The following is an 11,998-nucleotide window of genomic DNA, read 5'->3' as shown; positions in this document are numbered from 1 at the left end:
AACGCCGTAGTGCCGATGGTAGTGTGGGTATTACCCATGTGAGAGTAGGGTGCCGCCAGACTTTTAAATATACGAGCCCAGCAGCAATGCTGGGCTTTTTTGCATTCTAAGAATAGTTAAAAATTCTTCTGAGGGTGAGATGAGTTCATTAATCGCTTTTAATAAACCGTTTAATGTTGTGACGCAATTTTCTGCACATGAGAAATATCAAACATTAAAAGATTATATATCTTTACCTGGTTTTTACCCTGCTGGTCGTTTAGACACCGATAGTGAAGGTTTGTTGCTGCTTACTAATGACGGTAAACTACAAGCAAAAATTAGCTCACCAAAATTTAAATTACCTAAAACTTATTGGGTGCAGGTAGAAGGATTAATTGATCGACAAGCCATAGATAGATTAACTCGTGGTGTGCAATTAAAAGAGTTTCATACCGCTCCGGCAATCGTGGCATCACTTGCAGAGCCAACTAATTTATGGCAACGAATACCCCCTATCAGAGAACGCAAAACTATTCCTACTTCATGGATAAGTATTACCATAACAGAAGGAAAAAATCGGCAGGTTAGAAGAATGTGTGCTGCGGTTGGATTCCCGTGTTTACGCTTAGTTCGTGTTCAGATTGGAAAATATAATTTATTCACTCATCAGTTACCGTTAGGCGAATGGCGTTCGGTTGCTATTGGTGATCTTTATCTCCGCTAACCTCATTTAACAGACAATTCTAAAAGAATTATATTTTTTGAAAGATCAAAAGGATCAATTATATGATTCTCTTTGATCGAATCCTTTGGGCTTTATTGTAAAATGAGATAAAATGATCATTAATATTGATCGTGGGATAGATTATTTATGGTTGAACAAAAGAAAGAAGGTTTTTTTTCTCGTTTAAAGAAAGGGCTTTTTAAAACTAAACAAAATATTGGATCTGGTTTTCTAAGCTTATTTAAAGGCAAAAAGATCGATGATGAGCTATTTGAAGAATTAGAAGAACAGTTGATCATTGCTGATGTCGGTTTCGACACCACGCAAAGATTAATTAGCTCGTTAACGCAACAAGCCTCAAGAAAAGAATTAAAAGATGCGGATGCATTACATGATCTATTAAAAAATGAAATGAAATCTATTTTAGATGGTGCTCAGCAACCACTTAATATAGAAAACCATAAACCTTTTGTTATTTTGATGGTTGGTGTCAATGGTGTTGGGAAAACGACAACCATTGGTAAATTAGCCCGTCAATTTCAACAACAGGGCAAATCAGTAATGCTTGCCGCTGGTGATACCTTTCGTGCTGCCGCGGTTGAACAATTGCAAGTCTGGGGTGAACGTAATAACATCCCTGTCATAGCTCAGCATATTAATGCTGACTCAGCATCGGTAATCTTCGATGCTATTCAGGCTGCAAAAGCAAAAAATATCGATGTTTTAATTGCCGATACTGCTGGCCGTTTGCAAAATAAATCTCATTTAATGGACGAATTGAAAAAAATAGTCAGAGTAATTAAAAAGCAAGATGAAACAGCTCCGCATGAAATTATGTTAACTATAGATGCTGGGACAGGACAAAATGCAATTAGCCAAACAAAGTTGTTTAATGAAGCGGTTGGCGTAACAGGGATGACATTAACCAAGTTAGATGGTACCGCAAAAGGTGGCATTATATTTAGCATAGCTGATCAATTTAATATTCCAATCCGCTATATTGGCGTAGGTGAAAAAATTGAAGATTTAAGACCTTTTGTTGCTGATGATTTTATTAATGCCCTATTTGACGAAACGGAAGAATAGAGATAAATCATGATCCAATTTCAACGCGTTAGTAAAGTTTATTCGGGTGGTAAACCAGCTTTACAAAATATAACATTTACTTTAGCGCAAGGAGAAATGGCCTTTTTAACTGGTCACTCTGGTGCGGGTAAAAGTACATTAATGCGTTTGATTTGTGGATTAGAAAAAGCTAATGACGGCAAGGTATTACTGAATGGCGTTGATGTTTCCAGCTTGAAAAAAAATCAAATGCCTTTTCTGCGTCGTACCATTGGTATGATTTTCCAAGATCATCAACTATTACTCGATCATACTGTTTATGATAATGTTGCTTTTCCATTAATTATCTTAGGTAAACCTGTTGAAGAAATTAAAAGACGAGTTTCTGCGGCATTAGATAAAGTTGGTTTGATTGATAAAATGAAATTTTACCCAATACAGCTATCTGGCGGTGAACAGCAACGAGTAGGGATAGCTCGAGCAATCGTCAATCGACCTACGGTTTTACTTGCTGATGAACCAACTGGTAATTTAGATGACAAACTCTCAAAAGATATTTTGAAATTATTTGAAGAGTTTAACCAAGCTGGTGTAACTGTGTTAATGGCGACCCATAACATGGGATTGATACGTCGAAAACATCATCGAATACTAAATTTAAATCAAGGACGTTTAGAGGTTAAAAGTTGATGATAAATGCGAAGGTTAAACCATCTAAACAAAAAAACAAAACCAACAACAATAGCTTTTTGGGCCGCTGGCAAAGGCAGATCAGCTACGCATGGCATAATGTGTTTAATTATTTTTACCAAAATATATTTGCTTCTCTGCTGACAATTTTGGTTATTGCTATATCAATTACTTTGCCGACGATAGGCTATTTATTATTGAAAAACGCCAATCAAGCGGCGGAACAGTGGTATCCGACGCCTAATTTAACAGTTTATATTAATAAAACATTAGATTCGGAACAAACTAATGATTTAATTGATAAATTTAAGACTATTGCTGAAGTTGAAAATGTGACTTATCTTTCTCGTGAAGATACACGAGAAGAGTTTAAAACTTGGTCTGGATTTGATGATGCTCTTGACCTACTCGATGAAAATCCATTACCAGCTGTTGCTATTGTTTTTCCAATAGAAGAAGCCAAATCTACCGATAAATTACATGATCTGCAAACACAGTTAAAAAAAATAGCGGGTGTTGATGATGTGCAACTTGATGATAGCTGGTTTACTCGATTAACCGCATTAACCAATATGGTAAAATCGATAGTGTGGACAATCTCAATTTTTATGGTTATTGCAGTATCACTGGTTATAGGTAATAGTATTCGGTTAAATATATTTGCCCGTAGGCAAACAATTATTGTTATGCAATTGATTGGTGCGACTGAAGGCTTTATTTTACGACCATTTTTATATAATGGTATTTTTACTGGATTGATTAGTGCGGTTTTGGCGTTGATTCTATCGAAAGTATTTATTCTTCAAATAGATTCAACCATGTTGCATGTATCAGATGTTTTTGGAACAATGATTAATATAAATGGGCTTTCATGGGAAGAAAGTTTGTTAATTGTTTTATTTTCGATGATTATTGGCTGGTTTTCAGCATTTATTGCCACTAAAAAGTATTTGAATAAAACGGTAATAGCTTCATAATTGTAAGTTAATTATTTACGATTTTTATCAGATGCTTTACTGCAAATATAATGATAAAAATGTGAACTAAATCACATTTTGATGGTCTAAGTTTATAGAAAGATTTTAAATTGTTACTGATGTAAAATGTAGCAAAATTAGTTTAATTTAAGGGGGAATTAAATGAGTACTGATTTAAAAATGCAAGCAGGTGCTTTAATCCCACAAGGAAATATTGAATCATATCTTCGTATGATAAATACTTATCCGATGCTAACTGCAGAGGAAGAGAAGTCTTTAGGTGAACGTCTTTATTATCATGATGATGTGGATGCAGCAAGACAATTGATTTTGTCCCATTTGCGTTTTGTTGCGCATATTGCGCGTGGTTATTCTGGTTATGGTCTACCACAAGCCGATTTGATTCAAGAAGGTAATATTGGTTTAATGAAAGCCGTACGTCGTTTCAATCCTGAAATGGGTGTTCGTTTAGTATCATTTGCAGTACATTGGATAAAAGCTGAAATTCATGAATATGTACTAAAAAATTGGCGTATTGTTAAAGTTGCTACAACCAAAGCACAAAGAAAATTATTCTTTAATTTAAGAAAGAATAAACAACGCTTAGGTTGGTTTAATAGCGCTGAAGTCGATATGGTTGCTGATGAACTAGGTGTAAGTCGTAAAGACGTCTTGGAGATGGAATCACGTATGTCAGCGCAAGATATGTCATTTGATATTGATAATGATGACGATGATAATTCAATTGTCGCTCCAGCGCTTTATTTAGAAGATGGTAATTCTGATTTTTCAAAATCGATCGAAAACGATAATTGGGAAAATGATGCAACTGACAAGTTACATGATGCCTTGTCTCAATTAGACGAACGTAGCCAAGATATTATCAAAGCTCGTTGGTTAGATGCCGATGACAGTAAATCAACATTGCAAGTATTGGCCGATAAATACAGCGTTTCAGCCGAACGTATACGCCAACTTGAAAAAAATGCAATGAAAAAACTACGAGTTGCGATAGAAGCATAATTGCTTTTATTAATAACATATAAGCCCTACTTTGGTTAAAAGTAGGGCTTTTTTATATGCTGAATTTAAGTTAGTTTATAAATAAATTAAGAATTAAAATAAATATTTGAATAAATTAGTTATATTTAAATTTTTTTATACACTATAGTTTAAGATTAAATAAATAATTACCAAGAAGTTAGTTTTGATACGAGGGATAAAAATGTTAAATAATTTGCAGAGAGTTATTTTACTTAGTCTAATTACTGTTAGTTTAGTTGCTTGTAATGATAATGCTAAAAATACATCTTCTGATGAATCCATTGATACTGGTGTTATTGAATGTGATCGCTATATAAAATTAGTTCACGAATTACAATTATCATCTAAACTCCCAGCTGATCCTGAAGAATCATTAGAAACTACTATAAATCATTTTAAACAATTGATAGAAAAAAATCCCGAATCAACTAGGAGAGAATGTAATTCTGCTTATACTGCTTTGCGATCAATGAATCGCTAACCATGCAGCTTCTTGAGCATGTAATAAGGCTGTATCAAAGAAAGGAATGGCGTAATCTTGTTGGGATATTAATAAACCGATCTCCGTACAACCTAAAATCACCGCTTCTGCACCTTGTTTAACGAGTTTATCAATAATATTGAGATAAGCTTGCTTAGATTCTAGTTTAATTTGCCCAAGGCAAAGTTCGTCATAAATAATATTATTAATGATTATCCTATCTTGTTCATTAGGGATTAAAACATTTAAACCTTTTTCAATTAATTTTGATTTGTAAAAGTCTTGTTCCATGGTGTACTTAGTACCAAGTAAGGCAACCGATTTTATTTTATCTTTGATCAAATGTTTGGCGGTCACGTCGGCGATATGAATGATAGGAATTGTAATTGCTTTTTGAATTTGGTCTGCAACTTTATGCATCGTATTAGTACAAATAATAATAAAATCAGCACCGGCTAATTCTAATTTTTTGGCTGCATCAGTTAAAATAATTGCGCTTTTATCCCATTCATTATTCGCTTGGCAGCTTTCTATTTCTTGAAAATCGACACTATATAACAGAGTTTTAGCTGAATGTAATCCACCAAGCGATTTGCCAATAAATTGATTAATGACTTGATAATAAGTAACGGTACTTTCCCAACTCATACCACCAATTAACCCAATTGTTTTCATTTCTAATACTCCATAATATTTTTACTATTAGTGATTAATTATTAGGTATAATTATTAGTATGTAAAGATAATAAATTAGAATGAAATATCATTAACTATCAGAATATTGTCGTGAATAAGTTATAAAAACCAATTGTAGCCGTTGTTTGATAAATGGATGATTATTATTAATGAAAAAATATAAAAAGTATTTCGCATTGCTCTCATTTGGATTGCTAATGTTATCATTTTCATGTTTGGCTGAACCCAAAGTGATCCATGTGCTGGTTGCGTTATGTGATAACAAATATCAGGCCATCGCTCCAGTACCTGCGGCAATTGGTAATGGTCAAGATCCTAAAAATAATCTTTACTGGGGCGCTGCTTATGGTTTTAAAACGTATTTTGCTAAACAAAAAGAGTGGCAAGTTATTCAAGTTAATAAACCTGATAACGGCAAGATATTAGAGGAGATAATTTATAAACATCAAAGCAAGGATGTCTATCTTATTGCTCAGGCATATGATGGTAAGTATATCAATGATACAGTAGATGATTTTATTAGTTACTCAGCTGGGAAACAGTCAGCGTCATTTTTAATCGATAAAACACAAATTGAGGCTGGAGCTAAAGCCAATTTAGTGGTTTACGTTGGTCATGATGCATTAATGGAGTGGTCATGGCGTAATTATTTACCCGATAGTTGGCGTTGGTATACCTTGTCAAAAGCAGAACAAGAAAAACAAAAATCACGCTATGCAGCCGTATTTGCTTGTAAAAGTCAGAAATATTTTACTCCGCCATTATCTCGATTCGGTATTACGCCACTTATTTTAACTTTGCACCGTATGGCTCCTGAAGCTTATAGTATTCATGCTATGATTAGTAGTTGGTTGGATGGTGAAGCAAAAGATGTAATAATGCTTAAAGTAGCAACAGCTTACAGTCAATATCAAAAATTAAGCAAGCCAGCGTTACATATATTTACGACAGAATATAGCCAATAATCGTGTTTAACTACTGTAAATAATTTAACTTGTTAATAAAAGGCCAATAAATATGTTGCAAATACCGAAAATAGTCATTTTAACTGGTGCAGGTATCTCTGCTGAATCAGGATTATCAACATTCCGTGCTCAAAATGGATTATGGGAAGGTCATAATGTAGATGATGTTGCTACTTACGAAGGTTATTTGCGTGATCCGATTGCCGTACATAGTTTTTATAATATGTTACGTAGTAAGTTACAAAATCCTGAGGTGAAACCCAATGCGGCTCATTTTGCTTTAGCGCAATTAGAACAGAAATTAGGCTCGGATAATGTACTAATTGTTACACAAAATGTGGATAACCTTCATGAAAAAGCCGGTTCCAAAAATATCATCCACATGCATGGCGAATTATTAAAAGTGCGTAATGAAAAAACAGGGCAAGTTTTTGCTTGTTATGATGATGTAATTTATCAAGATAACCACTTAATTCGTCCACACATTGTTTGGTTCGGTGAAATGCCCCTACAAATGGATGAAATCTATGATGCGCTATCGAAAGCTGATTATTTTATTTCAATTGGTACTTCAGGAAATGTTTATCCGGCCGCTGGTTTTGTGCAAATGGCTAATCAATTTGGCGTTAAAACGGTAGAACTTAACTTAGAGCCTAGTTTAGGTGAAAACTTATTTAATACTAAAATTTACGGTCCTGCCAGTCAAGTAGTACCTGAATATATTAAAAACTTTATGTAATGAAATATATCAGTTGAGTTGTTTTAGGTAATTTTTGCCACCTAAATTACTCATTTGCCCGCGGATCCATTCGGCCTTTTTTTGTATCTTATCATCAGGATTGGCCGGACTCCATTTTCTTGGATTTGGTAGTGTAGCCGCTAATAAACTAGCTTGATACGGTGTTAATTGGTTAGCACTGACATTAAAATAGTGTCGAGAAGCAGCTTCAATACCAAAAATACCCTCACCCCATTCAACACTATTTAAATAAATTTCAAGCGTACGTTGTTTTGACCAGATAACTTCAATCCAAACAGTAAACCATGATTCAACGCCTTTACGGATCCAACTTCGTGATGACCATAGAAAAATATTTTTTGCTACTTGTTGCGTTATGGTACTGGCACCACGGATTTTTCTATTTTTTTGATTATAAATTAGTGCCCGATTAATGGCTTTAAAATCAAAGCCCCAATGATCCGCAAAATTTTGATCTTCAGCTGCAATAACTGCAATCTTAATATTATCAGAAATCTGATCCCAATCTTTCCAAGTTCGCTGTTGGCTGATATTCCAGTGAGCGATTTTTCTTTCAACCATCAACATCGAACAAAATGGATTAACCCAGCGCATTAATAAAATAAGAAAAACCGAAACTAGCATAAATCCAATCACGATTTTTTTTATTATGCTTAACGTTTTCCTTAATGTAATTTTCATGTTAGTCCAGATACCACTAATTAAAAATGGTTGAATAAACAGTATTCTAATACAAAAAGAGTCAAGTGAGATAGGTTATATTAACCGTTAAATAAATAATTATTTATAAACATAATTATTTGTTCTGGCTCATTAATATCTAATACAGGTACGGATGTATTTAATGGCTCATTACTGGCAACGGCGATGGTAAAATCATCAATAAATAGTGGTTTTGCGATTGTGTTACGATGGCACATGATTTTGGGAATTTGCTCATCTTTAAATCCTTCAACTAATATGATATCAACATCGCTAAAATGGTTAATAAGTGTTTTTAAGTCAACGGGTTGATTGGGTGTTTCCTCAATCAATGCATAACGTTTATCACAAGCAATAATCGTTTGCTGCGCCCCAGCTTTGCGTAGCTCATAGCTATCTTTACCTGGAATATCTAATTCAATATCATGATGGGCATGTTTTAATGAACCTACCTTAATATTTTGTGAAACCATTAACTGAATAATCTTTTTTAACAAAGTGGTTTTACCACTCCCACTATATCCCGTGATGCCAATAATTTTTTTACTATTCATAGACTCTTGTCACTAACATGTTATATTTAAAAGTAGATATTACATTATTTTATACAAGATTAAAGGCAATGGTATGTATGATTTTTTAAATGATTATAATCAAACAGTGCACCCTGATTTATTAAAAGAATTTATCGATATTAATAATAAAAAGTTGAGTGGTTATGGTTTAGATGATTGTTGTAATGATGCCATCAATCACATAAGGAAAATATTAAAATCACCGAATGCTGATATACATTTTATAGCAGGTGGAACCATGACCAATTTGACGGTGATTTCGCATATTTTAAAACCTTATCAAGCGGTGATCGCTGCTGAAACAGGGCATATCAATGTGCATGAAACTGGTGCAATTGAGGCCACTGGGCATAAAGTGGTGACGGTTAAAACCGAAGATGGAAAATTAACGCCAGAATTAATCAAACCAGTGTTAGATTACCATTGTGATGAACATATGGTACAACCAAAACTGGTGTATATTTCTAATACCACCGAATTAGGGACTATATATAGTAAGCAAGAGTTACAAAATCTGTATCAATTTTGTCAAAAAAATCATCTTTACCTTTATTTAGATGGTGCGCGTTTAGCAATGGCATTAGCAGCTAAAGATAATGACATTACTTTTCCTGACTTAGCCAAATATACTGATGCATTTTATATTGGCGGAACCAAAGTTGGTGCTTTTGTCGGTGAAGCGTTAGTATTTAATAATCATAGTATTAATCATGACTTCCGCTTTAATATGAAACAGAAAGGAGCAATTTTAGCGAAAAGTTGGATTATAGCCGTACAATTTAAAGCATTAATGCAAAATAACCTCTATCTTTCCTTAGGTAAACATAGTAATAGTATGGCCGAAAAACTCACAACCTTATTTGAAAAAGCCGGATTTACTTTTGCTGCTAAACCACAAACTAACCAATTATTTGTTAAGTTACCTAATCAATTAGCGCAAAAAATTCTTTCTGTTTATGCCGTGGATAATTTAGGGCAAAGTGATCCTGAACATATTTGCTTACGTTTTTGTACTTCATGGTCCACTCAGCAAGCTGAAATAGAAAACTTTGCTAAACAGTTAACTAAGCTACTCAAGGAAGTATAGTGTGCTTTTCTATCGGTAAGTTTAGATTTGTTGTTATCTAATTTGAGAAATAAAAACATCTAAGGAAAGGGGATTTGAAGCTGTTAAATCGCTAAAAATCCCTTTTTTGTTATGCTGTGATTTAATATAAATAGATTAAAACTTCAACAGAATTGAAAATGTGTTTAGGTGTGAACTAAGTTTGTGATTAGCAAATCAACTAACTGTATTAAAAATACTAATAAACAATAATATGAAACTAAACAAAATTTTAATTTTGAGGAAAGGGGTTTTTTATAGTTTAAAATTACCGATTGGTTATTTGATATGGTTGTTTGAATGATTTAGTTATTTGTTTTGATCATAAAATTGGCGTTTTCCAGCATATCTAATGTATTAATATTGGTAAAACTAGCTGGTTTGTCACTAAAATCTACGGCAACGGCATTAATTTGCTGTAAAAATAACATCAGTTTGCGATCACCTTCTTCTAAATACTTTTTTAATTGAGGGGCGATGGATTTATTGATTAATAAAATGGTTGGGTGGTCATTTTTGCCATCAAAAGGATAGATAGCTTGATGGGTTGTAGTGAGTTTTACTAAACGAGTGATAAGATCATCAGGTAAAAAAGGGGTATCACAACTGACAAATAAATTCCAAGTAGTGGGACTGCGTAATAAGCCACTATAAATTCCGGCAAGAGGCCCTAAAAATCCCTGCAAATCATCACAAAATACTGGATAACCAAGCGAACGATATTGCTCAACATGACGGTTACAATTAATCATTAGCAAATCGATTTGTGGCTTAATTCGATCAATAACATATTGGTAAAGCGGTTTACCGGCTAATAACATCAAGCCTTTATCCTTACCATTCATGCGGTTACTTTGGCCACCAGCTAAAATAATGCCAGTAATTGGCGGTTTTTCCATAAATTCTTTCTCTTTTACATTGCTAAAAAACAAAATAGCATTACTATATAGCAAAGTTATTTTTTAGTCGCAAATAACGTATATCATCACCAGTTTATGAATCTTTGTAAATGCACTATTTAAATTTAAAGTCGAGTATATAATAGATACTTTTTAATATATAGATAGTAACGAAGAAGATTAACATAAAGGTTTATATCATCGCCTTCAACTTAGTTGAATATTAAATAAGGTATTTATTATGAAATGTCATCGTATCGATGAGTTAATAGAATTATTACAACCAGCTTGGGAAAACGATTCAGATCTTAATTTATTGCAACTTTTAAATAAATTAGGAAATGAAGCCGGTTTTGATGGTGATCTTAAAGATCTTAGTGATGAAGTTTTAATTTATCATTTAAAAATGCGTAATTCAGATAAAAACGAAGCTATACCTGGATTAAAAAAAGATTATGAAGATGATTTTAAAACCGCACTATTAAAGGCACGCGGAATTATTGAAGAATAAGGAGAATCAATTAAATGAAAAAAACGCTTATTGCAATTGGAGTATTACTAACCTCTGTGACCTGTTTTGCTGATGAAGCGCCAGCAACTAGTACAAATGATACTCAGCCAGCTACAGCAAGTGCTGCTACACAGGCAGCACCGATTGAAAGTGGCAAACAATATGGTGTTTTGCCATTTCAGCCATCTCCGGATAAAGAAGTCATTGAATTCTTCTCGTTCAATTGCCCTAGCTGTTTTAAATTTGAAAGTGAATATCATGCACCAGAAATGATTGCTAAAGCTTTGCCAGAAGGGATAAAGTTTAGACGTTATCATTTAGAAAACTTTGGCGCTTTAGCTAAAGAGCTTTCTGAGGCATGGGCTATTGCTAATGTTTTAGGGATTGAAGATAAAGCCTCTGATGCGCTTTATAAAGCGGTGCAAACCGATCGTAGAATAAAAACAGCCGATGACATTAAAACCGTTTTTGCTGAGTTAGGCGTTGATGCTGAAAAGTTTGAGAAAACCCAAAAAAGTTTTTTAGTTAAAGCGTTTATAGCCCAACAAGCAGATGCATTTAAACAATTAAGCCCAGATTCCATTCCAATGGTGGTGGTTAATCGCAAGTTTTTTGTCAACTCACGTGGTCTTAATACCAGTAACACTACTGATTTTATCAAAGACTATGCTAGAGTAACTGCTTATTTAGTTGATTTAGATACGAATGTAGACGTAGAAAAAGATAAAGCTGAGAGTCAAGAGCAAGCAAAATAATCATTAATTAATGCTTCTACGGTTTTCTAAAAATATTAAAATCCCTTTGTTGATTTTTACGACAAAG

Annotated in this window: 14 protein-coding genes and 1 pseudogene; 11 read left to right on the top strand and 4 right to left on the bottom strand. The window is 33.6% G+C overall.

The window, feature by feature from the left end; translation table 11 throughout:
• Positions 1-139: 139 nt before the first annotated feature.
• From H3T80_RS12065 to H3T80_RS12040, 6 genes and pseudogenes are all read left to right on the top strand, one after another.
• Complete coding sequence (locus H3T80_RS12065; RefSeq protein WP_110446885.1) at positions 140-706, top strand: pseudouridine synthase; 567 nt, start codon at positions 140-142, stop codon at positions 704-706.
• Positions 707-868: 162 nt separating this feature from the next.
• Positions 869-1,792, top strand: a pseudogene (ftsY, locus tag H3T80_RS12060) (signal recognition particle-docking protein FtsY); the annotation flags it as partial.
• 9 nt (positions 1,793-1,801) lie between these two features.
• The gene (gene ftsE, locus H3T80_RS12055) at positions 1,802-2,461 is read left to right on the top strand and encodes a cell division ATP-binding protein FtsE (protein WP_065577961.1); all 660 of its coding nucleotides are present in this window, start codon (positions 1,802-1,804) and stop codon (positions 2,459-2,461) included.
• Complete coding sequence (ftsX, locus tag H3T80_RS12050) at positions 2,461-3,438, top strand: permease-like cell division protein FtsX (protein ID WP_110446886.1); 978 nt, start codon at positions 2,461-2,463, stop codon at positions 3,436-3,438. The genes ftsE and ftsX overlap by 1 nt, the downstream gene beginning before the upstream one ends.
• A 162-nt stretch (positions 3,439-3,600) precedes the next feature.
• Positions 3,601-4,461, top strand: coding sequence for an RNA polymerase sigma factor RpoH (gene rpoH, locus H3T80_RS12045; RefSeq protein ID WP_086360144.1), 861 nt, complete (start codon positions 3,601-3,603; stop codon positions 4,459-4,461).
• Positions 4,462-4,663: 202 nt separating this feature from the next.
• Positions 4,664-4,963 (top strand): hypothetical protein, encoded by a 300-nt coding sequence (locus tag H3T80_RS12040; protein ID WP_110446887.1) that lies wholly within the window; start codon positions 4,664-4,666, stop codon positions 4,961-4,963.
• Here the strand turns inward: H3T80_RS12040 and H3T80_RS12035 are convergent.
• Positions 4,949-5,638, bottom strand: coding sequence for an aspartate/glutamate racemase family protein (locus tag H3T80_RS12035; RefSeq protein ID WP_198201840.1), 690 nt, complete (start codon positions 5,636-5,638; stop codon positions 4,949-4,951). The two genes, H3T80_RS12040 and H3T80_RS12035, sit on opposite strands and share 15 nt — an antisense overlap.
• A gap of 218 nt (positions 5,639-5,856) precedes the next feature.
• Here H3T80_RS12035 and H3T80_RS12030 point away from each other — a divergent pair, with 218 nt between their 5' ends.
• Together H3T80_RS12030 and cobB are read left to right on the top strand one after the other, a co-directional pair.
• Positions 5,857-6,624: a hypothetical protein gene (locus H3T80_RS12030; protein WP_198201839.1), complete on the top strand. Its 768-nt coding sequence runs from the start codon at positions 5,857-5,859 to the stop codon at positions 6,622-6,624.
• A gap of 52 nt (positions 6,625-6,676) precedes the next feature.
• The gene (gene cobB, locus H3T80_RS12025; protein WP_110446890.1) at positions 6,677-7,363 is read left to right on the top strand and encodes a Sir2 family NAD+-dependent deacetylase; all 687 of its coding nucleotides are present in this window, start codon (positions 6,677-6,679) and stop codon (positions 7,361-7,363) included.
• A gap of 9 nt (positions 7,364-7,372) precedes the next feature.
• Here cobB and mtgA read toward each other — a convergent pair whose 3' ends face one another.
• Together mtgA and mobB are read right to left on the bottom strand one after the other, a co-directional pair.
• A complete protein-coding gene (gene mtgA / locus H3T80_RS12020) occupies positions 7,373-8,065 on the bottom strand; it encodes a monofunctional biosynthetic peptidoglycan transglycosylase (RefSeq protein WP_110446891.1) in 693 nt (230 codons plus the stop codon).
• 80 nt (positions 8,066-8,145) lie between these two features.
• Positions 8,146-8,640: a molybdopterin-guanine dinucleotide biosynthesis protein B gene (gene mobB, locus H3T80_RS12015; protein ID WP_198201838.1), complete on the bottom strand. Its 495-nt coding sequence runs from the start codon at positions 8,638-8,640 to the stop codon at positions 8,146-8,148.
• Positions 8,641-8,713: 73 nt separating this feature from the next.
• Here mobB and H3T80_RS12010 point away from each other — a divergent pair, with 73 nt between their 5' ends.
• A complete protein-coding gene (locus tag H3T80_RS12010; RefSeq protein ID WP_198201837.1) occupies positions 8,714-9,748 on the top strand; it encodes a low specificity L-threonine aldolase in 1,035 nt (344 codons plus the stop codon).
• Positions 9,749-10,071: 323 nt separating this feature from the next.
• Here H3T80_RS12010 and mobA read toward each other — a convergent pair whose 3' ends face one another.
• On the bottom strand, positions 10,072-10,665 hold the full coding sequence (gene mobA, locus H3T80_RS12005; protein WP_198201836.1) for a molybdenum cofactor guanylyltransferase MobA: 594 nt from the start codon (positions 10,663-10,665) through the stop codon (positions 10,072-10,074).
• Between the two features lie 241 nt (positions 10,666-10,906).
• Here mobA and H3T80_RS12000 point away from each other — a divergent pair, with 241 nt between their 5' ends.
• Both H3T80_RS12000 and H3T80_RS11995 read left to right on the top strand, forming a co-directional pair.
• Positions 10,907-11,176, top strand: coding sequence for a YihD family protein (locus H3T80_RS12000; RefSeq protein ID WP_110446895.1), 270 nt, complete (start codon positions 10,907-10,909; stop codon positions 11,174-11,176).
• A 14-nt stretch (positions 11,177-11,190) separates the two neighbouring features.
• On the top strand, positions 11,191-11,931 hold the full coding sequence (locus tag H3T80_RS11995; protein ID WP_198201835.1) for a DsbA family protein: 741 nt from the start codon (positions 11,191-11,193) through the stop codon (positions 11,929-11,931).
• Positions 11,932-11,998 lie beyond the last annotated feature (67 nt).

It is taken from the genome of Gilliamella sp. W8145 (assembly GCF_016101145.1).
GTDB lineage: Bacteria > Pseudomonadota > Gammaproteobacteria > Enterobacterales > Orbaceae > Gilliamella > Gilliamella apis_A.
The sequence above is the reverse complement of the archived record's forward strand: the minus strand, read 5'-3'. Positions and strand labels throughout refer to the sequence as shown.